23 protein-coding genes are annotated in these 22,786 nt (G+C 56.4%); 6 read left to right on the forward strand and 17 right to left on the reverse strand.

Features of this window, described 5'->3' with window-relative positions; all coding sequences use genetic code 11:
• Positions 1-30: 30 nt before the first annotated feature.
• From sirB1 to hemA, 5 genes are read right to left on the reverse strand one after another with little or no spacing between them, the layout of a single operon-like run.
• Positions 31-840, reverse strand: coding sequence for an invasion regulator SirB1 (gene sirB1 / locus V1599_RS14980; RefSeq protein WP_112011611.1), 810 nt, complete (start codon positions 838-840; stop codon positions 31-33).
• 3 nt (positions 841-843) lie between these two features.
• Complete coding sequence (gene sirB2 / locus V1599_RS14985) at positions 844-1,236, reverse strand: invasion regulator SirB2 (RefSeq protein WP_112011723.1); 393 nt, start codon at positions 1,234-1,236, stop codon at positions 844-846.
• Complete coding sequence (prmC, locus tag V1599_RS14990) at positions 1,233-2,063, reverse strand: peptide chain release factor N(5)-glutamine methyltransferase (RefSeq protein WP_112011610.1); 831 nt, start codon at positions 2,061-2,063, stop codon at positions 1,233-1,235. Before prmC ends, sirB2 begins: the two co-directional genes overlap by 4 nt.
• Positions 2,063-3,145 (reverse strand): peptide chain release factor 1, encoded by a 1,083-nt coding sequence (gene prfA / locus V1599_RS14995; protein ID WP_112011609.1) that lies wholly within the window; start codon positions 3,143-3,145, stop codon positions 2,063-2,065. The genes prmC and prfA overlap by 1 nt, the downstream gene beginning before the upstream one ends.
• A gap of 41 nt (positions 3,146-3,186) precedes the next feature.
• Positions 3,187-4,443, reverse strand: a complete 1,257-nt coding sequence (gene hemA / locus V1599_RS15000) for a glutamyl-tRNA reductase (protein ID WP_112011608.1) — start codon at positions 4,441-4,443, stop codon at positions 3,187-3,189.
• A gap of 232 nt (positions 4,444-4,675) precedes the next feature.
• On the opposite strand from hemA, the gene lolB reads away from it, so the two are divergent.
• The 4 genes from lolB (at position 4,676) to dauA (ending at position 9,031) form a co-directional block, all read left to right on the forward strand.
• Positions 4,676-5,287 carry a lipoprotein insertase outer membrane protein LolB gene (lolB, locus tag V1599_RS15005; protein ID WP_297120619.1) on the forward strand — a complete coding sequence of 204 codons (612 nt, stop codon included), beginning with the start codon at positions 4,676-4,678 and terminating at the stop codon, positions 5,285-5,287.
• Positions 5,284-6,153, forward strand: a complete 870-nt coding sequence (ispE, locus tag V1599_RS15010) for a 4-(cytidine 5'-diphospho)-2-C-methyl-D-erythritol kinase (RefSeq protein WP_112011606.1) — start codon at positions 5,284-5,286, stop codon at positions 6,151-6,153. Before lolB ends, ispE begins: the two co-directional genes overlap by 4 nt.
• Before the next feature lie 126 nt (positions 6,154-6,279).
• Positions 6,280-7,227, forward strand: coding sequence for a ribose-phosphate diphosphokinase (gene prs, locus V1599_RS15015; protein ID WP_003856663.1), 948 nt, complete (start codon positions 6,280-6,282; stop codon positions 7,225-7,227).
• Positions 7,228-7,351: 124 nt separating this feature from the next.
• Entirely contained in the window at positions 7,352-9,031 is a 1,680-nt protein-coding gene (dauA, locus tag V1599_RS15020) for a C4-dicarboxylic acid transporter DauA (RefSeq protein WP_112011605.1), read from the forward strand.
• A 55-nt stretch (positions 9,032-9,086) separates the two neighbouring features.
• Here the strand turns inward: dauA and ychH are convergent, their stop codons facing one another.
• The gene (ychH, locus tag V1599_RS15025) at positions 9,087-9,362 is read right to left on the reverse strand and encodes a stress-induced protein YchH (protein WP_112011604.1); all 276 of its coding nucleotides are present in this window, start codon (positions 9,360-9,362) and stop codon (positions 9,087-9,089) included.
• 275 nt (positions 9,363-9,637) lie between these two features.
• On the opposite strand from ychH, the gene pth reads away from it, so the two are divergent.
• Positions 9,638-10,222 carry an aminoacyl-tRNA hydrolase gene (gene pth, locus V1599_RS15030; RefSeq protein ID WP_112011603.1) on the forward strand — a complete coding sequence of 195 codons (585 nt, stop codon included), beginning with the start codon at positions 9,638-9,640 and terminating at the stop codon, positions 10,220-10,222.
• Between the two features lie 126 nt (positions 10,223-10,348).
• Positions 10,349-11,443 (forward strand): redox-regulated ATPase YchF, encoded by a 1,095-nt coding sequence (ychF, locus tag V1599_RS15035; RefSeq protein ID WP_112011602.1) that lies wholly within the window; start codon positions 10,349-10,351, stop codon positions 11,441-11,443.
• A 74-nt stretch (positions 11,444-11,517) separates the two neighbouring features.
• Here the strand turns inward: ychF and V1599_RS15040 are convergent, their stop codons facing one another.
• From V1599_RS15040 to sctT, 11 genes are all read right to left on the reverse strand, one after another.
• Positions 11,518-12,066 carry a response regulator transcription factor gene (locus tag V1599_RS15040; protein ID WP_112011596.1) on the reverse strand — a complete coding sequence of 183 codons (549 nt, stop codon included), beginning with the start codon at positions 12,064-12,066 and terminating at the stop codon, positions 11,518-11,520.
• 72 nt (positions 12,067-12,138) lie between these two features.
• Positions 12,139-12,942 (reverse strand): hypothetical protein, encoded by an 804-nt coding sequence (locus V1599_RS15045; protein WP_297120599.1) that lies wholly within the window; start codon positions 12,940-12,942, stop codon positions 12,139-12,141.
• Between the two features lie 64 nt (positions 12,943-13,006).
• Positions 13,007-13,255, reverse strand: a complete 249-nt coding sequence (locus tag V1599_RS15050) for an acyl carrier protein (RefSeq protein WP_297120596.1) — start codon at positions 13,253-13,255, stop codon at positions 13,007-13,009.
• On the reverse strand, positions 13,248-15,179 hold the full coding sequence (locus tag V1599_RS15055) for a hypothetical protein (RefSeq protein WP_395300341.1): 1,932 nt from the start codon (positions 15,177-15,179) through the stop codon (positions 13,248-13,250). The genes V1599_RS15050 and V1599_RS15055 overlap by 8 nt, the downstream gene beginning before the upstream one ends.
• Before the next feature lie 86 nt (positions 15,180-15,265).
• The gene (locus tag V1599_RS15060; RefSeq protein WP_297120591.1) at positions 15,266-15,706 is read right to left on the reverse strand and encodes a hypothetical protein; all 441 of its coding nucleotides are present in this window, start codon (positions 15,704-15,706) and stop codon (positions 15,266-15,268) included.
• Positions 15,707-15,724: 18 nt separating this feature from the next.
• Positions 15,725-16,861 carry an IpaD/SipD/SspD family type III secretion system needle tip protein gene (locus V1599_RS15065; protein WP_297120587.1) on the reverse strand — a complete coding sequence of 379 codons (1,137 nt, stop codon included), beginning with the start codon at positions 16,859-16,861 and terminating at the stop codon, positions 15,725-15,727.
• A 59-nt stretch (positions 16,862-16,920) separates the two neighbouring features.
• Positions 16,921-18,153 carry a type III secretion system protein gene (locus V1599_RS15070; protein WP_297120584.1) on the reverse strand — a complete coding sequence of 411 codons (1,233 nt, stop codon included), beginning with the start codon at positions 18,151-18,153 and terminating at the stop codon, positions 16,921-16,923.
• 48 nt (positions 18,154-18,201) lie between these two features.
• On the reverse strand, positions 18,202-20,220 hold the full coding sequence (sctE, locus tag V1599_RS15075; RefSeq protein ID WP_297120581.1) for a type III secretion system translocon subunit SctE: 2,019 nt from the start codon (positions 20,218-20,220) through the stop codon (positions 18,202-18,204).
• A complete protein-coding gene (sicA, locus tag V1599_RS15080; RefSeq protein ID WP_112011588.1) occupies positions 20,220-20,774 on the reverse strand; it encodes a type III secretion system translocator chaperone SicA in 555 nt (184 codons plus the stop codon). Before sicA ends, sctE begins: the two co-directional genes overlap by 1 nt.
• Before the next feature lie 138 nt (positions 20,775-20,912).
• Positions 20,913-22,010, reverse strand: a complete 1,098-nt coding sequence (locus V1599_RS15085) for an EscU/YscU/HrcU family type III secretion system export apparatus switch protein (RefSeq protein WP_395300342.1) — start codon at positions 22,008-22,010, stop codon at positions 20,913-20,915.
• 9 nt (positions 22,011-22,019) lie between these two features.
• The gene (gene sctT, locus V1599_RS15090) at positions 22,020-22,784 is read right to left on the reverse strand and encodes a type III secretion system export apparatus subunit SctT (RefSeq protein WP_297120574.1); all 765 of its coding nucleotides are present in this window, start codon (positions 22,782-22,784) and stop codon (positions 22,020-22,022) included.
• Between the last annotated feature and the right edge of the window lie 2 nt (positions 22,785-22,786).

Raw genomic sequence — 22,786 nt, forward strand, 5'->3', positions numbered from 1 at the left:
GCCTTATTCAGGTGTGAATCGGAATTTAGATTAATGCAGTGTAATTTGTTTGTGCGAGATAGCGTTGATCTGCGCGCGGATCATTTCGCTAATCGGATCTTCCGGGCACTGCTCAACGAAATAGCTCAAATCGTTCAGCGCGACGTGCTCGCAGTCAAGCTGAGCGTAGATAAGCCCGCGGTCGCGTATTTCATACGGATCTTCAGGATTAAACTGCAGCAGCACTTCGCTGGCGCGCAGCGCAAGCTCCATCTGCCGCTCCTCCATCAGCGCCGACTTCAGCGTATCCAGCAGCTTGCGGATCACTTCCGCGTTATCGGCCTCATCGAGATCTTCGTTGAACAGCTCGGCAACAGGACTGATATTGCCTTTCAGCCACACGTCCAGCGTATGCTCATCCAGCGTGTCGCCGTTAAACGGATTGATTAACCACATTTCGCCGTCCAGCCACTCGGCGCGCAGAATCATCTGCGTCGGGAAGATAACCGGCACCAGCGGAATATCCAGGCGATGTGCAACCCACAGCAGAATAGCGCCCAGCGCCACGGCGCTGCCCTGACGATTTTTTAAGACCTGGTCCAGCCATAACGCGTCAGACAGGCGATACACGCCACGCGTGTCGCAGAAACCCCATTCGCCGTAGAAAAGCTCAATCAACTTCTCTAACTGCCAGTCCTGCGGCCGAGCCTGATTAATCTCTTCGCGCGCAAGGCTGACCAGACTTTCCAGTTCCTCGTACACGTACTGCGACGTGAAATCGTCGCGGATCATCTCAGAAATCAGAATCATGCCATCGCAGAGCGGCACTTTATTAAATTCGAAATCGGCTAAGGACCTCATGACTTACCCCAGTAACGGTATTCTTGTGGTGGCGAGTTTAATGATGATGTACAGCACCACCAGACCCAGCAGAAAAGCGATAAAACCCGTCTGCTGGCTGCGCGGACGACGACGCCCAAGCGCGATAAAACCCAAAACGATGTAGATGATAACGCCAAACAGCTTTTCAGTCAGCCATGCGCCTTTATCAGTAAATGGCAGATAGCCCGTCTTCCACATTAATCCGGCGCCGGAAAGAAACAGCACCGTATCAATACAGTGCGGCGCAATGCGTACCCAGCGGGCGTCAATGCGCGGACTACCGCTGTAACGCCACCAGTAGCGCAAGACGAAAAAGCTTACGGTCAGCGCAACGGCCGCCAGGTGAACGCCGAGGAGCGCGTGAAACAGGCTCACGCCCATTGCCCCAGCGTCAGGCGCTCGTTGCCGCCGTAGTCGCGGCAGGTTTCCACCGAGCAATAGCCTGCACGCGAGAAGAGCGAACGCACGGCCTCCCCCTGCGTCCAGCCGTGCTCCACCAGCAGCCAGCCGCCGGGCAGCAGATGCTGTCGTGACATGGTCACAATGTGTTCAATATCCGCCAGCCCCTCGTTACCGGCCACCAGCGCGGTGAGCGGCTCGAAGCGCACGTCGCCCTGCGCCAGATGCGGATCGCGCTCATCGATGTACGGCGGATTGCTAACGATGGTTGCGAACGCGCGGTTTTCAAGCGCGCTAAACCAGCTGCTTTGCAGCACCGTGACGTTGTTCAGCCCCAAACGCTCCACGTTGCGCTGCGCCAGCGCCACGGCGTCGGGCATGACGTCCACCGCCGTGACGGCGCAGTCCGGACGCTCGCTGGCCAGCGCCAGCGCAATCGCCCCGGTACCGGTGCCAAGATCGAGAATGTCGCAAGCCACAGCGGGCAAACGCGCCAGCGCCTGCTCCACCAGACATTCGGTGTCCGGCCGCGGGATCAGGGTTGCCGCCGACACGTACAGCGGCAGCGACCAGAACTCCCGCTCGCCCACCAGATGCGCCACCGGCTCGCCGTTTTTGCGCCGGGCAAGCAACGCCTCAAGCTGGGCTTCCTGTTCAGGGCCAAGCGCCGTCTCGCCGAAGGCCAGCAGATACGTGCGGGCTTTACCCGTCACGTGTTCCAGCAAAATCTCGGCGTCACGCTTGGGGCTTTCGCTTTCGGTCAGTTCGCTGACGGCGTGGCGGAGCCAGTGCTGAAAATCCATTATTCCTGCTCGGACAGCGCCGCGAGCTGGTCGGCCTGGTATTCTTGTACGATAGGCTCAATCAGCATATCGAGCTTGCCTTCCATCGCTTCGTCCAGACGATAGAGCGTCAGGTTGATGCGGTGGTCGGTTACGCGCCCCTGCGGGAAGTTATAGGTGCGGTTACGATCGCTGCGATCGCCGCTGCCAAGCAGGTTGCGGCGCGTTGAGGCTTCCGCCTGCTGACGTTTCGCCATTTCGGCCGCGTGGATACGCGCCCCCAGCACGGAAAGCGCCTTGGCCTTGTTTTTGTGCTGGGAACGTTCGTCCTGGCACTCCACCACGATGCCGGTTGGCAGGTGGGTAATACGGATGGCGGAGTCGGTGGTGTTAACGTGCTGACCACCCGCCCCGGAGGAGCGGAAGGTGTCGATGCGCAGGTCCGCCGGGTTGATATCCGGCAGTTCCGCTTCCGGCAGCTCGGGCATCACCGCAACCGTACAGGCCGAGGTGTGGATACGCCCCTGGGATTCGGTGGCAGGCACGCGCTGCACGCGGTGGCCGCCGGATTCAAACTTGAGGCGGCCGTATACGCCGTCGCCGCTGATCTTGGCAATCACCTCTTTGTAGCCGCCGTGCTCGCCTTCGTTGGCGCTCATGATCTCCACGCGCCAGCGGCGGGATTCGGCGTAGCGGCTGTACATGCGGAACAGATCGCCCGCAAACAGCGCCGCTTCGTCACCGCCGGTCCCGGCGCGAACCTCCACAAACGCGTTGCGTTCATCGTCTGGATCTTTCGGCAGCAGGAGTACCTGGAGCTGCTGCTCCATCTCTTCGGAACGCGCCTTCGCGTCCTGGAGCTCTTCCTGCGCCATCTCGCGCATTTCCGGGTCGTCGAGCATCATCTGCGCGGTTTCAATATCTTCCTGAACCTGTCGCCAGTCGGTAAAGCATTTAGAAACATCACTTAACTGCGCGTACTCGCGCGAAAGCGCGCGAAAACGTTCCTGGTCTGCAATGGTCCCGGCATCGCCGAGCAGCGCCTGGACTTCCTCATGGCGCTCGTGCAGAGCTTCCAGTTTGGCGACGATAGAAGGCTTCATAGGCGTAAATGCACCTTGTAATAGAAAATGGGTAGGGGGCGCTATTCCAGCCCGAGGCTGTTGCGCAGAATAGTCAGGCGTTCATCATCCCCGTCTCGGGCTGCCTGCTGAAGAGATTTGGTTGGTGCATGGATCAGGCGGTTGGTCAGTTTCCACGCCAGATCCTGCATGATTGCCTGCGCGTCGCCGCCCTGTTCAAGAGCCGCTAGCGCTTTAGCGGTCAGGTCATCACGCACCTGCTCCGCCTGTCCGCGATATTCACGGATGGTCTCGCTGACGCTTTGCGCGCGCAGCCAGGCCATAAACTCGCTGGTTTCCTGCTCGACGATCGTTTCCGCCTGCACCGCCGCCGCTTTACGCTGCGCAAGGTTGTGCGAAATGATGCTTTGCAGGTCGTCCACGCTGTAGAGATAGGCGTTAGCCAGCTTGCCGACTTCCGGCTCGACGTCGCGCGGAACGGCGATATCCACCAGCAGCATCGGCTGGTTGCGGCGCGATTTCAGCGCGCGTTCCACCATGCCTTTTCCGATAATCGGCAGCGGGCTGGCGGTCGAGCTAATAATGATGTCCGCCTCTTTAAGCCGTTCATCGATATCGCTTAACGCCACAACCTCTGCGCCCACTTCGTCCGCCAAAACCTGCGCGCGCTCGCGGGTACGGTTGGCAATAATCATTTTTTTGACTTTATGCTCGCGCAGGTGGCGCGCCACCAGTTCGATGGTTTCACCCGCGCCAACCAGCAGAACGGTCACCGTCGAGAGGGATTCGAAGATCTGACGCGCAAGCGTACAGGCTGCGAAGGCAACGGAAACGGCACTGGCGCCAATGTCGGTTTCGGTTCGCACTCGCTTTGCCACAGAGAAGGACTTCTGGAACATACGCTCCAGCTCGCTGGCCTTCAGGTGCCCCTTTTGCGAATCCGCAAAGGCCTTTTTGACCTGGCCGAGAATTTGCGGCTCGCCCAGCACCAGCGAATCCAGACCGCTGGCCACGCGCATCAAATGGCTGACCGCATCGTTGTCCTGATGCCAGTACAGGCTGTTGCGCAGCTCTTCTTCGTTGAGGTTGTGGTAGTCGCAGAGCCAGCGGATCAGCGCTTCGTGGAGGTCATCCTGCTCTTCCACGCTGAGATAAAGCTCGGTACGGTTGCACGTCGAGAGCACCACCCCGCCCTGCACCATCGGCTGTGCAAGCAGGCTGTCCAGCGCCAGGTCGAGCGTATCCGGCGAAAACGTAACGCGTTCTCGCAGAGAAACCGGGGCTGTTTTGTGGTTAATGCCGAGTGCTAATAAGGTCATGTGTGCGGGAGTAGTACCAGCGTTAATAAGGTTAGCGAAGGCATCATACAGGATGCGCGAGATCAATAAAAGAGACTGCATCCTTTCGGAGTAATCGCTATCTCCGTCATGTAGCTCAAATTATTTACGGCCCGGACAACGCTTTGAGATAATTTGAACGTAGACGCTGCAACAACGGGGCGCTAGCATTAACAGTTATAACTGCAACGTATCTCAAGGATTTGTCATCATTATGACCCGAATGATTCGCCTGCTGCCTCTGGCGGCTCTCGTCCTGACCGCGTGTTCCATCACCCCGCCGAAAGGCCCGGGTAAAAGCCCTGACTCCCCTCAGTGGCGTCAGCACCAGCAGGACGTGCGCAATTTGAGCCAGTATCAGACGCGCGGCGCGTTTGCCTATCTGTCTGATGAACAAAAAGTGTATGCCCGATTCTTCTGGCAGCAGACGGGGCAGGACAACTATCGCCTGCTGCTGCTGAATCCGCTGGGCAGCACCGAGCTTGAGCTGATTGCCAAACCGGGCGAAGCGCAGATCACCGACAATAAAGGCCAGCACTACACCGCGACCGATGCCGAAGAGATGATCGGCAAGCTGACCGGGATGCCTATTCCGCTTAACAGCCTGCGCCAGTGGATCCTCGGCCTGCCGGGCGACGCGACGGATTATACGCTCGACGACCAGTACCGCCTGAGCCAGGTCAACTACGCGCAAAACGGCAAAACCTGGAAGGTGGTTTACGGCGCCTATGACAGCAAGAGCAAACCGGCCCTGCCGTCCAACATGGAACTGACCCAGGGCACCCAGCGCATCAAGCTGAAAATGGACAACTGGATCGTTAAATGATGACCCAGTGGCCTTCTCCAGCAAAGCTGAACCTGTTTTTATACATCACCGGGCGGCGAGCCGACGGCTATCACACCCTACAAACCCTGTTTCAGTTTATTGACTATGGCGACACGATCTCCATCGGGCTGCGCCAGGACGGGCAGATTCGTCTGCTCACGCCGGTCGACGGCGTTGAGCATGAGGACAACCTGATCGTGCGCGCCGCGCGTCTGCTGATGAAAGCGGCAGACGACGCCGGTCGCCTGCCTGCGGGAAGCGGTGCGGATATTGAAGTTGCAAAGCGCCTGCCGATGGGCGGCGGCCTGGGCGGCGGGTCTTCCAATGCGGCGACCGTGCTGGTTGCCCTGAACCATCTCTGGGGCTGCGGGCTGTCGACGGACGAACTGGCGGCGCTGGGCCTGACTCTCGGTGCGGACGTTCCGGTCTTCGTGCGGGGCCATGCGGCGTTTGCCGAAGGCGTGGGCGAAATTCTCTCGCCGGTGGAACCGCCCGAGAAATGGTATCTGGTCGCTCACCCCGGCGTTAGTATTCCTACTCCGGCTATCTTCAACGATCCCGACCTCCCGCGTAATACCCCCGTGCGGTCAATAGACACGTTATTAAATTGTGAATTCAGCAACGATTGCGAGGTTATCGCAAGAAAACGTTTTCGCGAGGTTGATGCGGTGCTTTCCTGGCTGTTAGAATACGCGCCGTCGCGCCTGACTGGCACAGGGGCTTGTGTCTTTGCTGAATTTGACACCGAGTCCGCCGCTCGTCAGGTGCTTGAGCAAGCGCCGGTTTGGCTGCATGGTTTTGTAGCACGCGGGATGAACACCTCCCCCCTACAGCAGGCCATTCTGGCGCAGACTGAGTTTCGGTGACAACGTCACCCTGTTCCAGACGTTGCATCGCGCTCTTTAATACACCGCCTGGATAGCTATTCGCCTGGCCCGCACAGTTTGCGGCGAACGCTATCCACCACTGGACGCATGCCTGAGGTTCTTCTCGTGCCTGATATGAAGCTTTTTGCTGGTAACGCCACCCCGGAACTAGCACAACGTATTGCCAACCGCCTGTACACTTCCCTCGGCGACGCCGCTGTAGGTCGCTTTAGCGACGGCGAAGTCAGCGTACAAATTAACGAAAATGTACGCGGTGGTGATATTTTCATCATCCAGTCCACCTGTGCTCCAACCAACGACAACCTGATGGAATTGGTTGTTATGGTCGATGCCCTGCGTCGTGCTTCCGCAGGCCGTATCACTGCTGTTATTCCTTACTTCGGCTATGCCCGCCAGGACCGTCGCGTCCGTTCCGCGCGTGTACCTATCACCGCAAAAGTAGTTGCTGACTTCCTCTCCAGCGTGGGCGTTGACCGCGTTCTGACCGTTGACCTGCACGCAGAGCAGATCCAGGGCTTCTTCGACGTTCCGGTTGATAACGTATTCGGCAGCCCAATCCTGCTGGAAGACATGCTGCAGCTGAACCTGGACAACCCAATTGTGGTTTCTCCGGACATCGGCGGCGTGGTGCGTGCGCGTGCGATTGCCAAGCTGCTGAACGATACCGACATGGCGATCATCGACAAACGTCGTCCGCGCGCTAACGTTTCTCAGGTGATGCACATCATCGGTGACGTTGCAGGCCGCGACTGCGTGCTGGTTGACGACATGATCGACACCGGCGGTACGCTGTGTAAAGCGGCTGAAGCGCTGAAAGAACGTGGTGCCAAGCGCGTGTTTGCTTACGCAACTCACCCAATCTTCTCCGGTAATGCGGTGAATAATCTCCGCAACTCTGTTATCGATGAAGTGGTCGTGTGCGATACCATCCCGCTGAGTGACGAAATCAAAGCGCTGCCAAACGTGCGCACTTTGACCCTGTCCGGGATGTTGGCCGAAGCGATTCGTCGTATCAGCAACGAAGAATCTATCTCTGCAATGTTCGAACACTGATCGAACACGGCCAAAAAACCCGCTGCGGCGGGTTTTTTTGTTTATAGTTTTTATTTGTATGACTAATGCCTCCTTCACCTGCCATTCACATGACAGATGATGCGCACATGGATGAAAGATTATTGTGAAAAACGCAACTTCCTCACAAGTTCTCCCCTTCCGCGCCCTCATCGACGCCTGCTGGAAAGAGAAATACACCTCGTCGCGCTTTATTCGCGACCTGATCGCCGGTATCACCGTTGGGATCATCGCGATCCCGCTCGCGATGGCCCTCGCCATCGGCAGCGGCGTGGCCCCACAGTACGGGCTGTACACCTCGGCCGTTGCCGGGATCGTGATTGCGCTAACGGGCGGTTCGCGCTTTAGCGTCTCCGGCCCGACCGCCGCCTTCGTGGTGATCCTCTATCCGGTATCGCAGCAGTTTGGTCTGGCGGGGCTGCTGGTTGCCACCCTGATGTCCGGCGTCTTTTTAATTCTCTTCGGGCTGGCCCGCTTTGGCCGGCTGATTGAGTATATACCCCTTTCCGTGACGCTGGGGTTCACCTCCGGGATCGGCATCACCATTGGGACGATGCAAATAAAAGATTTCCTCGGCCTGCATATGGCGCACGTCCCCGAGCATTATCTGCAAAAGGTCGGCGCGCTGTTTATGGCGCTGCCTACCGCCAACCTGGGCGATGCGGCGATCGGGGTTGTCACCCTGGGCACGCTGATCGTCTGGCCGCGCTTAGGCATTCGTCTACCGGGGCACTTACCTGCGCTGCTGCTGGGCTGTGGGGTGATGGCTATCGTCAACCTGCTCGGCGGGCACGTGGCAACCATCGGCTCGCAGTTTCACTACGTGCTGGCCGACGGCTCGCAGGGCAGCGGTATTCCGCAGCTGCTGCCGCAGCTGGTGCTGCCGTGGGATATGCCCGGCTCTACCTTCACCTTAAGCTGGGACTCGCTGCGCGCGCTGCTGCCGGCGGCGTTCTCGATGGCGATGCTGGGCGCGATTGAATCGCTGCTCTGCGCGGTAGTGCTGGACGGCATGACCGGCACCAAGCACAAGGCCAACAGCGAGCTGGTGGGCCAGGGGCTTGGCAACATCGTGGCGCCGTTCTTCGGGGGCATAACCGCGACGGCGGCCATCGCCCGCTCCGCGGCCAACGTGCGCGCGGGGGCAACCTCCCCGGTCTCGGCGGTGATCCACTCCGTGCTGGTGATCCTCGCCCTGCTGATCCTCGCGCCCCTGCTCTCCTGGCTGCCGCTGTCCGCCATGGCGGCGCTGCTGCTGATGGTGGCGTGGAACATGAGCGAAGCGCATAAGGTTGTCCACCTGCTGCGCCGCGCGCCGAAAGACGACATTATCGTCATGCTCATCTGCATGTCGCTGACCGTGCTGTTCGATATGGTTATCGCCATCAGCGTGGGCATTGTGCTGGCGTCCCTGCTGTTTATGCGCCGGATTGCACAGATGACGCGTCTCTCACCGGTAAACGTCGACGTGCCGGAAGACGTGCTGGTGCTGCGCGTGATTGGGCCGCTGTTCTTTGCGGCGGCAGAAGGCTTGTTTAGCGACCTGGAGTCCCGCATCGCGGGTAAACGCGTTGTGGTGCTGAAGTGGGATGCCGTTCCGGTGCTCGACGCAGGCGGGCTGGACGCCTTCCAGCGCTTCGTTGCACGCCTGCCGGAAGGCTGCGAGCTGCGGGTCAGTAACCTGGAGTTCCAGCCGCTGCGCACGATGGCGCGCGCGGGCGTGCAGCCCATTCCGGGCCGCCTGGCCTTTTATCCAAACCGCGAAGCGGCGCTCGCCGATCTGTAAACCATAAAAAAACGACTCCGAAAGGAGTCGTTCACATATTCTTTAATCCGTTCTGTTAGCTATGCTTATGCTGGTCGCGGCGACAGCGTTTATCGTAGTGACGCACCCACCAGTATCTGTCGCTGACCTGCTCGTGACCGCTTACGCGCGCCCCAGCAAGCCACAATACGGCACCGAGGAAGATGCTCAGCACCGCGCCATGGGCGAAGTATTGTGGGAGGTCAAGCTGCGGTAGCTGGTTTAAGATGGAGTAACCCACGCCGCCGACCATTACGAACAGTCCCAACCCCATCAGCACGTTACCGAGTATCGAAGCGTTTTTGCGTTTCATATGTCACCTCCGGAACTTCTGGGTTGTAAGGGGTAAAGCCCCTATTCCTTGTGTGTAAAGTATAGACAACGCTGCTTTTATGAGTTGCGTCAACGATCACAATTACGTAACGCGCCCAGACAAAAGTTTACAAATAACCGCCTGAACAACATGAAATTCTAATGGTTCAAATCAGTCATTATTCATCTCTTGTGGTTTATGGCGCGGAATTTTGTCAAGCGGCGCGACAGACAGTAAACTACGCGCCAAATCTGGAACCCCTTAGGAACTGAAACGTGACGATTAAACTGATTGTCGGCCTTGCCAACCCGGGCGCAGAATATGCCGCAACCCGCCATAATGCCGGAGCATGGTATGTTGATCTGCTCGCCGAACGGCTGCGCGCCCCTCTGCGTGAAGAACCCAAATTCTTCGGCTACACCTCCCGCGTCAATCTTGCGGGTGCGGACGTCCGCCTTCTGGTTCCCACCACCTTTATGAATCTGAGCGGCAAGGCCGTAGCCGCCATGGCGACGTTTTACCGCATTAATCCGGACGAAATTCTGGTGGCGCACGATGAGCTGGATCTCCCCCCCGGCGTGGCGAAATTCAAGCTTGGCGGCGGGCACGGCGGCCATAACGGATTGAAAGACATTATCAGCAAGCTGGGGAATAACCCGAATTTCCACCGTTTGCGCCTTGGAATTGGCCATCCGGGCGATAAAAACAAAGTTGTCGGTTTTGTCCTCGGTAAGCCGCCGGTTTCTGAGCAGAAATTAATTGACGAAGCGGTAGACGAAGCGGCACGTTGCACCGAAATTTGGCTCCAGGATGGCTTAACCAAAGCGACAAACCGCCTGCACGCCTTTAAAGCGCAATAATCCGCGCGCGAAGGCTTTTTTACCGCGCGCCGTGCGGGTTACGTGTATAATAGGCGTAGTTATTTACTTTTCATCAATCGGTTTGAATTAACGGATTGATTATCAAGACATTAAGGTGATTTAAAAATGGGATTCAAATGCGGTATCGTTGGTCTGCCTAACGTCGGCAAATCCACCCTGTTTAACGCGCTCACGAAGGCGGGTATCGAAGCGGCAAACTTCCCGTTCTGTACCATTGAGCCAAACACCGGCGTTGTCCCAATGCCCGATCCGCGCCTGGACCAGCTCGCCGAAATCGTCAAGCCGCAGCGCATTCTGCCGACCACCATGGAGTTCGTAGACATCGCGGGGCTGGTAAAAGGCGCATCCAAAGGCGAAGGCCTGGGCAACCAGTTCCTGACCAACATCCGTGAAACCGAAGCGATCGGCCACGTGGTGCGCTGCTTCGAAAACGACAACATCATCCACGTAAACAACAAAGTGGACCCGGCTGACGATATCGACGTCATCAACACCGAGCTGGCGCTGTCTGACCTGGACACCTGCGAGCGCGCGATCCATCGCGTGCAGAAACGCGCCAAAGGCGGTGACAAAGACGCGAAAGCCGAGCTGGCCGCGCTGGAAAAATGCCTGCCGCAGCTGGAAAACGCGGGCATGCTGCGCGCGCTGAAAACCCTGACTGACGAAGACAAAGCGGCGATCAAATACCTGAGCTTCCTGACCCTGAAGCCAACCATGTACATTGCCAACGTCAACGAAGACGGCTTTGAAAACAACCCATACCTGGATAAAGTCCGTGAAATCGCGGCGGCGGAAGGTTCCGTTGTGGTTGCCGTGTGCGCTGCCGTTGAAGCAGACATCGCCGAGCTGGACGACGCCGACCGTGAAGAATTTATGGCCGAAATGGGTCTGGAAGAGCCGGGGCTGAACCGCGTGATCCGCGCAGGCTACGAGCTGCTTAACCTTCAAACCTACTTCACCGCAGGCGTGAAGGAAGTGCGCGCGTGGACGATCCCTGTCGGCGCGACCGCTCCGCAGGCGGCGGGTAAAATCCACACTGACTTCGAGAAAGGCTTCATCCGCGCGCAAACTATCGCGTTTGAGGACTTCATCACCTACAAAGGTGAGCAAGGTGCGAAAGAAGCGGGCAAGATGCGCGCTGAAGGTAAGGACTACGTCGTGAAAGATGGCGACGTGATGAACTTCCTGTTCAACGTCTAAACAGCGTTTATGAGGATCTTCAGCGCCTCATAAAGCAGCCAAAATATTAAATCCACGCCGGTGCGTGGATTTTTTTATGCGTTAGATACTTGAGACGTTGCGTTCACAACACTGTAGCGGGAAAAGTCCCCTTCCCGCTGGGTTTTTGGGCAAAGGGCGGGCCAGTTATTCTTCCACACCCGCAGCAGCGAATTCAGCGTAAGTGCATTACGGATGCCGAGCTTACGAAGCGCTTTTACCTTATGCGAGCTATACGTTTTTCGGTTGAAACACAGCAGCTCGGCCATGTCATCGGCGTCAGATTCTCCGCACATCACCCTAATCGCCCACTCTTCTCTCTCGGTTAATCGCGATCTCCCCAGAGCATTGACCCGATGACCAGCCAGGTAATAGGCATATGTCTCCAGGGGCACATCGCGGTTAAAATAAAAACTGCGGCAGTGCAGCAACGCGCTGTAGGGATCGAATATTCTGTTTCTTCGCAATTCCCCAGAATCAAAAATATACGCCGAGCGCAGCCCGGTATCAAAAATGACCAGATGGCGGGTATTCACAGCCGACATCTCTTCCGCGATAGCCTTCAGCCCCCCGATAAAATAGTTATCATTTGAAATAATTCGCACCTGTCCGTCCGTTTTAAATTGCTGAATTATAGAAAGGCGCCCTCAGTGGCGCCTTGCGTTATTAATTAAAGACTATCTGGAACAATGCTCCATCAGAACAAACAAAGCGTCGTTGCATTTCGCTGGAGCGCGCATATAGGCTTCAGGCGAAAAAATCTGCAGCGGCAGTCCCGCATTCGTCAGTACGGTGAGATTATAAGGAGACGTTGTGTCCACCCCTTTTGTCTCGCAGATCTCTTTATATCGCTGAGGAACGGAAAGTAATGAACAGAAGATATCGTAACGCTGCGCATCTGTGCCCATTCGTTCGGAGATCAGGTCTTTTACGGCCTGCGAATTGTATTTAAGAGCGTTAATACTCTCAATTTCTGCCGCCGTGAGCTTATTTTCACCGATCGTTTCCCCCAGCCAGCGCTTGATGCAGGCCGAGGCGTTCGTGCCCGAAACGTCACCGCGCTGGATAGCCTCGGTCATCTTTTCCGGCTGCTTTAACGCGGCGTTGATCGTCCGAATTTTATCCTGCTCGAGGCTTTCCCTGAACATACCGGCCATATAATCCGGATTGTTGTCCATGCGTTGCGTCATGGCCAGGCGTAGCGCTTCCGCCGTAGCCGGTTGGATAGTATTCAGCTTCGGGTTACCCGCAGCCTTACTCTTATTCGGCAAAAGCGAGCCTAGCGCCGAGGCAACGTGCCGCAGACCGGACTGAACGTACCTGCCCATCGTTTCCAGCGAGTTTGCAACACATTCCAGACAGGAAAGAAAGCCTTGCTTAATCGTTCTCAGGCCATCGCCAACGGCGGTCGTCACGGAATGTAAAACGCTATGATCTATTTTTCTCGGCTCAGAGCCTGAGTTAATTGTCATGGACGCCATAAATATACCTTTAGTTTATGAAAAATGTCGCCATCCAGAGAAAATGGCGACGGTGAAAATAGAATCAGTGAAGTGACGCCACGTGAGTGACAATATCCCCCACCGTCAGCTCGCTCGTTATTTCAGACTCATGAATAGCGACGCCAATTTCCTCAAGACGCATCAGCAGGTCGATCAGCTCAATCGAATCCATAAGCAGGTCATTTACAAGGCTATGGTGTAATGAAATATCCTTCGGCAGCACGCCGTTCACCTGGTAAATAAGGTTAGCAACCAGCGATTCTGCATGGTTATCCACTACGACATCACTCATCGTCGCGCTCTCCAGCCGGGTTAGCGTTCGTCACGCTGCCGGAAGCCGGCGCCTCGGTATTTCTTGGAACGAAGGATTTGGGTTCAGGGACGGCAAAATTCCACTGGCTGCGCGTTCTTACCGTGGAGAACACCTGCCCCGGCGCGGTGCTGCTGGTCGGTCGGGACACTCTGGCAGATGCGGGCTGCGCCCCGGCCTTCTGCGCCTCTTCGAAATATTTAATTCGCTCAGCGATGCTAAATGGATTTGCGGCATTCGCCCGCGGCGACGCAATGCCCGACGCGGCAGTCTGCACGCGGCCATCCGCTTCGTCCACGGACGCGGAGGCTGACGGATCCTCCTGGCCTACGTCGCTCAGGGTGACACGTTCGGCAACGCTGGGCTCAGGCAGGTATGAAGACGTGACCCTTACCGCCTGGCGAACGGTCGCTCCGTCGCGCAGTACGTCACTGGTCGATATCATGGGCTCGTCCACGGGCGGCGGCGTCACAGGTTGTCCGGCCGTCGGCGATGCTGCCGGGCGTGGACCATTCACCGGCCTCAGGGTGGGGAACGCTTCCAACGGCTTATTCATCGGCGCGAAGTGATGCACCTTCGGTTCACGGCGGTTCCACGGGTCCAGCGTGCGCTCGGTGGTGTAAATCTGGGTCGTTTTATTTTCTCCAGCAGAACGGGTTGCTGGCGTTTGCGTTGCTACGCTGCGCGTGGCCGCTGGCGACGGCTGCTCATCCTGCGAGCGAGTACGGGGCTCTTCCACTCGCGGCGGTGCTTCCTGCCGACGGGTTGAAAGGTCCCTGGCCGGGTCTGGGATCCGCGCATCCGGATCCTGCTCGCGCGCGCGCGTCCTTTGGGAGTCAACGTCGTCAGGGCGCGTGTTTACGCTATCATCGACGGGCGGAGCCTCGCTCTGCTGAGCGAAAGGAGGAATGACCGGAGGCGGTTCGGTCACGCTATCCTGATTATCCACCCTGACGCTTTCGATATGATCAATTACGCGAGAACCATACTGCGAGCGGAGAATGAGCGAAGCCAGCTCAGCCTTTTCCTTTGAGCTAATGTCTAGCTCCCCAACGATTTCAAGCCTTCTGGTGTGCGGATCGACGGGCGCAGATTGGCCGCCCGGGTACACCGGGGCATTGGAAATGTCACCGTTGCGGTTCGAGTTAGAGTTATTGATGTGAAGCGTCACGCCGCCCTTGTCTGCTCCACCGTAAATATCGTATCTGCGGCCATCCGGCGTCGCTTTTACCGGTTCAGGCGCTGGCGCAGGCTTTTCGGGCTCAGCGTCAGCGGGCGGTGCGTCGAAGTCATGCCTGATCAGCGCCTTTGAGACGGCCGCGCATTCGTCTATCAGCATGCTCATATTCTGAGTCAGCAATTCCCAGGGCTTACCCGACTCGCTCATCACGTCCAGACGCCTGTTCAACACGGTGCTGCAGGCATGCAGCTGTTCGTTAAACGTCTCTTTATCCTTAACGTCAATGCCCTGGCTTTCGTGATACTTGAGCCATGCCGGATAACAGTACGTTTCCATAAAGTTATTAATGAACTTTTCACCCGCGCCACGGGCAAATTTGGACACCAGATCGTCAAGCTGACCGGCGATTTTCTTCTCATCCTTCTCGCGCCCGGCCAGATTCGCCAGCTTGTTGCTGATGCTCTCGAGCTTTGCTTTATCCGCCGGCGTGCCGTGCTCATTCACCTGTTCAGAGATGAATCCGATAAGATCCCTTGCCCGCGTCCCGTTATAGGTCAGGCTGGCATTGTGCAGTTTATCCGGCACGCCTAATTGAATTTCAGAGCGCAGGGCGTCGCGAGCAAGCGTTTCGTCATGAGGTTGAGTAATAAAACTCTCGCGCGCCGAATTATTAACGTGCTTGAGCTTCGCAAGCAGCTCGTGCTGCTGCATGGCGTTTTTTGCCACCCCGTTGCTTTGCGCGTTTGGGCGTATTAATTCTATTTGTGAGAAACTTCGGGTAATTCCGCGCATTCAGTTATTCTCCCAGTGAGTTATTTTTGAAACTTGACGCAGGGTAAAAGGCATTGGAGCAGCCCCTGCCAGAAACGCTGAAAAAATGATTTAGGTTTTGAGCTGCATTCCGGGGCTTTATAATGATGTACTTCCGGGGGCGCGATTGATTCGCGCCACGTTTGTTCCGGCTGGACATGCGCCGAAAATAACTGCGCGGGTAAACGCTGCTGCGGAAACATCACCACGTTATGGGATACGCGATCTGTTGGCGGCAATTTCGCACCGGTGCAATAGCTAAGTACGCGCACATCCTCTCTCTTTGTGTCTTCGTTATCAGACCATGCGAGCGTTTCGGTGCTGATTGCCGCGCTAAATTTAAGCCCGCCCATGCGGGCATAATATGCAGATGCGGTTTCACCAACCCCCTGCCCCGGCAAGCATGCAAGAGTCGCGTTAGAATAGTCAGTATTCACTGGCATGGCTGTTCACCTGTTAACTCACCCCAGTGCTTTAAGCACGTCTTTAGCGCTGTCGGCCATTGAGCTAATGGCGCCGCTCAGCACTTTATTCAGGTTATCGAAGGTGCTGTTGGCCTGCGTATATCGCTGGGCGAACGACTGCATATTACTTTGCAGCCCGGTACCAACGGCGTTAAAGGACGCCAGCCATGCCTGGTAGCTGGAGGTAGAAACTTTTCCGCCGCCATCGCTTGGATAATAAGGACGGCCGTTATATTGATCGAGATTGAAGCTTATTTTTCCGGTGCTCTGGTCAACCTTAAAGGCTGGCTCAAGCGTGGCCGTCATGCTGGCCTTTTGCGCATCGGTCATTTTATCCCAGTTGTCGACGCTGCCGAGATCCATGCCCTTAACGGCATTATCAAATTTATCGTATCCCCCCTTCATCGTGTTGTTATTAAAGTCGACGTTATTACCATCCTCACCGGCCTTTACCGCATCGGCGCTGGCTTTCTGCACATATTCGTTGTAGGCCTCATACATCTCCGTATATTTCTGCATCAGACCGGCATAGAAATCGACGTAGTTGGTTCTGATATTTTTAATGGCTTCGGCCATCACCGCCCAGAGCTTGCTGTAGCTGGTATGAACCGAAATCTCGTTATCGCCCGTCCTGGCTTTCGCGGCCTCTTCAGCTTCGGCAATTTCGTGGAGCGAGGTTTGTATCGTTGCGTTGAGCTGGTTCTCAGAACGCCTGGCCTTAATGCGGTTCTGCGCTAACTCATCTTTAACCGTCCCCAGGGCAGCGGCCGTTTTATCAACCTGCTCGTACTGGGCGGAGATCACCTTTGCCACGGTGGCCTTGTCATCCCTGGCTAACGTGCCGACCTTGTTATTTGCCGCCTCTATGTCTGCCAGCGCGGTGCCCACCTTGCTTTTGAGTAAATCCGCATCGCCGTCGTCCAGACCGTGCTGCTTCAGCACGTTTCTCACATCCTCAAGCTGATTATTACTGTCCGTCGAGGTTAAGGCGGACATGAGCTGTTTTAATAACACCGTATTCAGTTCCGAGGTTGAGCCCACGCTAACTTCCGCGACCTGCGAAGCTGAAATCATCGGCGTTTCAACAACTAAAGAACGAACGGGCGCTGTCGCGCTGCCGCTAACTGGAAGCATATCTCTATATCCTTTACGAAAAGGGCGGGATGACTCCCGCCGGGAAAGTGAGCCGATAATTAACGCATGCGCTCGGCGATGGTTGAGGCCGCGCTGTTGTTAGCGTTGAGCACATTTTCAGCAGCCTGGGCAAGCGCGGCGCGGGTATCCGCCGCTTTTTTCGCCACTTCTTTATGGGTATTGGCCAGTTCGCTGTTCTGGTTGCCGTCGGCGCGGGCTAAATCTGCCTCGCCCTGCATTTCGGCGGCGTTAACGTTATATGCCCCTTCGGTGATATTGCGGGTGGTATTCGCCAGCTGGTTGCCCAGCTCGGTGACCACGCGCACTTTCTGCGTGTTGTTCTGCACTTCATTGTGCTTGAGGTGCTTCTGCGACGCGGAAAGCTGCTCTTCGCCCTGGGTTTTGCTCATGGTTTCTTTGACCTTGCCGTCCATGCGCTGTCCTTTCATGACCATGCTGTCGCCGGCGCTGCCGATGGCATTTTTCTGCTGGGTAATACCGAATTCCTGGTTTTTCGCCACGGCGACGTTGTTTTTCAGCGATGCATTCTCCTTACGAAGCGCGTTGGTGGACGCCACCGCCATGCCGCCCTGGGCAACCGCAGCGGTTACGCCGCCCACGATGGCGCCATCACGGCGCTCCTCGGCGGCCTCAACCCCTTTCTGCGCGCTGCGCGCCGTGGATTCGATAAAGCGGTTCGAGGCTTTCGCCGCCGACATATTCTGCGTATTTTCACTTTCCAGCAGCGCAACGGTCAGCTTATTGCTCAGGACGATCTGGCTCATCGGGCCAACGACGTTGATAAAGGTCGGCTTGACCGAATCGGCACCGGTAATATCCGTGCCGCCAGCAACCGTTGGCTGAGAGCGGGTCTGCCCCACCGCGTTGGTGGTGGTATTGCCAGACGTGTCAACCGCGCTTTTGCTTTCTGCCGCTTTGTTATTGGGCTGGGTGATGTTGGTCTGCGCCGCCATCACGCTCGGCATTGCGGACGCCATACGCTCAGACTTATTCGCGTCCCCTTCTCCGGCGGCAGAAAGTGTGACGGTTGACATCGCGCTTTGGCTGTTAACATTATTGCCGGCGTTACGCTGCGCCACGGCGGCGGCCTGAGCCTCATCGCGTCGGGCGCTTTGCATATCCATGACGGATGACAGCATGCCCTTTTCGCTGGCCCACTCGGACACGGTCTGCAGGCTGCGCGTTTCCGGCTTGGCATTTTCCGTCTTTTGACTCTCGGTGAAGTCGATCTGAACGGGACGTACGGATACGTTAGAAATAGACGTGGTCATTGAATTAGTTACTCCTGTTATGAATCGCTCTGTAAAAATGCACGTTGCTTATCCGGCAACGGAACTCATCTGCTTAGTGATGTATCTGCCGGCCTGCAGCTGGGTGTCAGCCACGGCGGAAATGTTTTTCACAATTTGGTTAACCGTCTCCATGCGGTGCGTGAAGGTATCGATGGCACGATTCATCATCTCGTTGAGCAGCTCCTGCAGCGCGGCGTCTTTCATCATCTGAGCCTTGGTCTTAGAGGCCTCAACCATCATGTCGGCCACCACGATGCTGCCAGCGACCTGAATGGAGGTGTTCACCACCGCCGCGCCGGTCACCGCCATCTGCGTACGGTTGTAAATTGTGCCCATTTTGACTTCGTCCATGCCCGCTGCCCGGCCAAAGCCCTGGAACACGCGCTTGAAGGCCTGCGCAAAGGCGCTGTCCATCAGCCGCTGCATGGTGGTTTTCGTTGCCTGTTCGGTCACCTCTTTCGCCACCTCCTCAGACACCTCCTTCGCGGCGGTGCGCAGGGTGGTTTTCGCCAGATCCTGAGTCACCTCTTTCTGCACTTCGGCGGCCACGCTTTTGCCCATGGTCTTGCTGGCTTCTTCACCCACTTCGAGGCCGATCTTCTTCATGACGACGCCAAACACCTTGCTCAGCGCGCTGCCGGCGACGATCACCCCGGCGACCAGCACCGCGGCAGCGGCAATAGCGCCCAGGATCTTGCCGACCATTTCGGCCGTCTCTTTATCGACGCCCATCGCCTCAAGGATGCCGGCAAACATCTTGCCCATCAGCTCCATCAGCGGCTTGACGATCGCATCCATCAGCGGCTTCATCGCGTCGGCCATAAAGGAGTTGCCGGTGATCGCCTGGTTAATCTCGTCACCGATCGCCAGCGCCAGGCCGACGGCGGCCAGCGCCAGCGACGCCCCGCCGGTGAACGCGGCGGCAACAAAGCTCACGGCGGTGATAAGCCATCCGAGGACCTTCCCGATGCAGCCCATCGTTTTTTGCATTTCCTCAGCCTTACGTACCTCTTCTTCGTACTCTTTGGCCTTTTTCTCCGCGTCCTTGGCCGAGGCTTCCGCCAGCTTCTGCTTCAGCTCTGCGGTAGCCTGCAGATCGTCACTGGAGCTTTTGGCAATCAGCTGGGACATCAGCGCCATCAGGAAGTTGAGGCTTTTCGACTGGTCATCGTTTTGCTTGCGCTGAAACTCCACGGCGCTCTGCTGCTGCGGCGTGAGCGTGTTAATCAGCGCCTGGGATTTGGTTTGCGTCGCTTCCAGCGCCATGCGCGAATTTGATTCAGCGGCTTTTGCCGGGTTCAGGGTCTTTTCAACGAATCCGTTATACAGACCGGTAGCCGTCGTGAGCGCGAGCTGGGCGCTGTTCACCGCTGTCTGGGCCTTGTCGATTTGCTTTTGCAGATCGTCAGGCACCGGATCCTGCCCGGCGGCCTGATTCTTGAGCGCGTCCAGCTCCGACTGCGCGCTATCAAGCGCCTTTTGCGCGGCATCGACGTCGCTGGAAAGCCCGTCGGCCTGCTGCTGCGCCGCCTTGAGGGCGTCGGAATCGGCGGCCCACTGGGTTCCCTGCTGCTCCAGCATCGCGGCCATTTCAGACCATGCGCTGGTGGCGCCCAACATCATCGCGTTGAAGCTGTTGAGCTGAGAGAGCATTTTCTCAAGCGACGTATTCGCCGTGAGCTGGGTAATTTTCCCCAGCAGCTCGGTCAGCTCGGCCGCGCTGGAGCGCTGGCCGCCACCGCTGGCCGCGGCCTTTTCATCACCGCCCTGCGGCGACTGAAGCACGGGCATCTCCTGGGCGTTAATGGCCGCCTTGCCGCCATTGCCCCCCAGCGCCTGCTGGGTATTTTTCAGCACCGCCAGCAGCTGCTCCGGCTGTAACGATTGCACGGCGCTTTTAACGCTTCCCGCCTGCGCGTGGTTTTTGTAGCCGTCATTCCCAAGACGCCTGGCCTGTTCAGACTGCTTTTTAAGTTCGTCTTTTCCTATTTCCAGACTAACCTGGTGATAACTCCCGGCATCCTGGCTATCGACACGCATATTCATTACAATTCCTCATATTCATTTTTCTGCTCCATCTCATTAGGCTGTTCGCGCTTTAATTTATTCATCGCGGAAAGATAAGCTGCAGTTTTCTCGATTAATAACGGATCGCGACAGCGTTCCATTACAATTTCAAAACATTTTCGGGCCTGCGCAGCCTGACGCTGCATTAAATTACACTGCCCGGCGTAAAACATCGGTCGATAATCTTCCTTCGATAAGGAATAGGCGAGAGCGTAGAAATCAATGGCTTTCGCATAATTTTTTTTCAGCTGATACACAGCCGCCAGCCCCATTGCGTATTCGGGGTTGTAAAAGTCATAAATACAGAGGAAACGGAACAATGACTCAGCGTCATTCAGCTTTCCCTGGTGATAAAAATCATATGCGAGTTTATAAACATCCTGCATCGTGTCGCTGGATACGCCGTGGATATCCTTCATCGTTGCGCCATTCTGAAGGGCATCCAGCAAGCGGTCAGAATAAACATCCAACTCTTCATCCGTTTTATAAGTCTCATCATCGGTGAGAAATTCAAGCATATTTCTATCAACCATCTGTGTCTCTTCCCTTATTAATAAGCAACGTATAAGTCACGCAATTGACGTATGGACAGACAGCCAAGAAGATATAAACATCTTACTGTTGTCCATGGGTCGTTAATACAAAAAAACCGCACAGCCCCCGGGGCAGAACTATGGAAGGGGGCCGTTCTCAGAATCAGGCTGTGGTGGGGCGGTTTCTGCCTCGAGGGGAGCGATCCCTGCCGCTTCGACCTGGCGTAGCCAGATGAGCACGTCCATCACGTCCATCAGCACATCATCATCCAGCGAAATGAAGCTGTACTGGCTGTAGGTATGATAAAGCCGCCGCGTCAGCGGAATATTACGTACCACCGGCACGCCAACTTTCTCGGCGTAGGCAATCGCCGCCTTCGCTTTCAGATTGGTACAACGCAGGGCAATAAAGGGCAGCGACGCGACCTCAGGGTTAAAATAGACCCCCATGGCGATATGGGTCGGGTTCGCCAGCACGACTTCTGAATTGCGTACCGCCGCCATCTCCTCCCCGGTAAGGAGCTCCTGATGCGCACGGCGCCGCGCGCTTTTAATTTGCGGGTTGCCGTCGCTCTCCTTGTGCTCCTGCTTCACCTCGTGTTTATCCATTTTCATATCTTTAAAATGGAGGAAGTACTCAACCAGAAGATCGGCCAGCAGCACAAAGATGGACCAGGCAATAAATACCACTACCGCCTTCACCGCCAGCGCTACCCACACGGCGACCAGTCCCGGCATGTCGGCGCGATACAGCGTCAACGCCTGGCGGAGATCCTCCTGAATCAGGCTATGGCAGGTGGCGGCGAACACCACGAGATAGCAAAGCGACTTCACCAGCTCCTTAACGGTGCGCATGCTAAATATTTTCTTGATCCCCTCCACGGGGTTTAGCGCCTTAAAATTCAGCTTGATGGCTTCGGTCGCCAGCGTAAATCCCGTTTGCAGCAGGGTGGCAGCAAAACCGACAAGGGTACATACCGCAATAAAAGGCAAAGCCAGCGTGAAAAAAATCCTGGCGAGCTCCAGCAGGAATACGCCCATGCCGGGCCGGGTCGGATACTGCAAGAGATGCGTATAAAATGAGATAAACGGGCCGAAGCTCACGGCGTGCGCCAGAAAATAAATCCCCACCAGCAGAATAACGGTGGTAATGACGTCTTTACTTTTGAACGTCTGCCCTTTTTTTGCCGAATCTTTCCGTTTTTTACTGGTAGGTTGTTCTGTTTTTTCAGCCATTGCGTCCTCTCAGGAAATAAACTGACGGAAGTCGGCAATGGAAAACAGCTGCAGCGGTTTCTCGGTTAATGCCTGGAAACCGTAAAACAGAAAAACGATAAAGGCGATGGTGCTTTTCACCGTAAGCGACAACGAAAAGGGGTTGAGCTGTGGGCAGTAGCGAGCAAATACGCCGAGCAGCATCTCCGCCGTCATCATCACCAGCATGATCGGCGCTGCCAGCATGATGCTGTTTTGCATGAGCACCTGAAGCAGTACGCCCGCATGCTCCCAGCGTATGCCGTCCAGCGAACTGCCTCTCGGCAGCATTTCGTAACTCTGGACCATCACCTCCATCAGCTTCAGCATGCCCCCGCTGACGAAAAAAATCGCGCCGAAAGCAAAGCTGAGAAAGCCGGACAATATTGAACTTTGCACGCCGTTCACGGGGTCGATACTGTCGCTGATGGTGGCCCCGCGCTGGTTATCAAGGATTTCACCCAGGCCCGTGACGATCCAAAAGGGAATACACAGCGTGACCGCCAGAATTAATCCAACGACGAACTCTTTTATCAGAATAATAAACCAGCCCTGCTCCGGCGTGACCACCGTGGCAAAACTCGGCCACAGCCCGATAATCGTCAGCGCAATAATCGTATTCTTGATAACTAAATTGGATAAGACCCGTTCGCCTAGCGCTGGCAGCATATAAAAAACGATTGCCAGCCGTGCGTACACCATCACAAACGTCAGCACGCTGTGCTGAAAATTAAGATACAACGCAACAAACAGCATAG

The sequence above is a fragment of the Enterobacter sp. ECC-175 genome (genome assembly GCF_043968675.1).
Taxonomy (GTDB): domain Bacteria; phylum Pseudomonadota; class Gammaproteobacteria; order Enterobacterales; family Enterobacteriaceae; genus Enterobacter.

Excerpts from the sequence above, each read along its gene's own strand:
- sirB1 (WP_112011611.1), bottom strand. The coding sequence starts at position 840 with ATGAGGTCCTTAGCCGATTTCGAATTTAATAAAGTGCCGCTCTGCGAT.
- prmC (WP_112011610.1), bottom strand. The coding sequence starts at position 2,063 with ATGGATTTTCAGCACTGGCTCCGCCACGCCGTCAGCGAACTGACCGAA.
- prfA (WP_112011609.1), bottom strand. The coding sequence starts at position 3,145 with ATGAAGCCTTCTATCGTCGCCAAACTGGAAGCTCTGCACGAGCGCCAT.
- hemA (WP_112011608.1), bottom strand. The coding sequence starts at position 4,443 with ATGACCTTATTAGCACTCGGCATTAACCACAAAACAGCCCCGGTTTCT.
- lolB (WP_297120619.1), top strand. The coding sequence starts at position 4,676 with ATGACCCGAATGATTCGCCTGCTGCCTCTGGCGGCTCTCGTCCTGACC.
- ispE (WP_112011606.1), top strand. The coding sequence starts at position 5,284 with ATGATGACCCAGTGGCCTTCTCCAGCAAAGCTGAACCTGTTTTTATAC.
- ychH (WP_112011604.1), bottom strand. The coding sequence starts at position 9,362 with ATGAAACGCAAAAACGCTTCGATACTCGGTAACGTGCTGATGGGGTTG.
- ychF (WP_112011602.1), top strand. The coding sequence starts at position 10,349 with ATGGGATTCAAATGCGGTATCGTTGGTCTGCCTAACGTCGGCAAATCC.
- V1599_RS15045 (WP_297120599.1), bottom strand. The coding sequence starts at position 12,942 with ATGGCGTCCATGACAATTAACTCAGGCTCTGAGCCGAGAAAAATAGAT.
- V1599_RS15050 (WP_297120596.1), bottom strand. The coding sequence starts at position 13,255 with ATGAGTGATGTCGTAGTGGATAACCATGCAGAATCGCTGGTTGCTAAC.
- V1599_RS15060 (WP_297120591.1), bottom strand. The coding sequence starts at position 15,706 with ATGCCAGTGAATACTGACTATTCTAACGCGACTCTTGCATGCTTGCCG.
- V1599_RS15065 (WP_297120587.1), bottom strand. The coding sequence starts at position 16,861 with ATGCTTCCAGTTAGCGGCAGCGCGACAGCGCCCGTTCGTTCTTTAGTT.
- V1599_RS15070 (WP_297120584.1), bottom strand. The coding sequence starts at position 18,153 with ATGACCACGTCTATTTCTAACGTATCCGTACGTCCCGTTCAGATCGAC.
- sctE (WP_297120581.1), bottom strand. The coding sequence starts at position 20,220 with ATGAATATGCGTGTCGATAGCCAGGATGCCGGGAGTTATCACCAGGTT.
- sicA (WP_112011588.1), bottom strand. The coding sequence starts at position 20,774 with ATGGTTGATAGAAATATGCTTGAATTTCTCACCGATGATGAGACTTAT.
- V1599_RS15085 (WP_395300342.1), bottom strand. The coding sequence starts at position 22,010 with ATGGCTGAAAAAACAGAACAACCTACCAGTAAAAAACGGAAAGATTCG.
- sctT (WP_297120574.1), bottom strand. The coding sequence starts at position 22,784 with ATGCTGTTTGTTGCGTTGTATCTTAATTTTCAGCACAGCGTGCTGACG.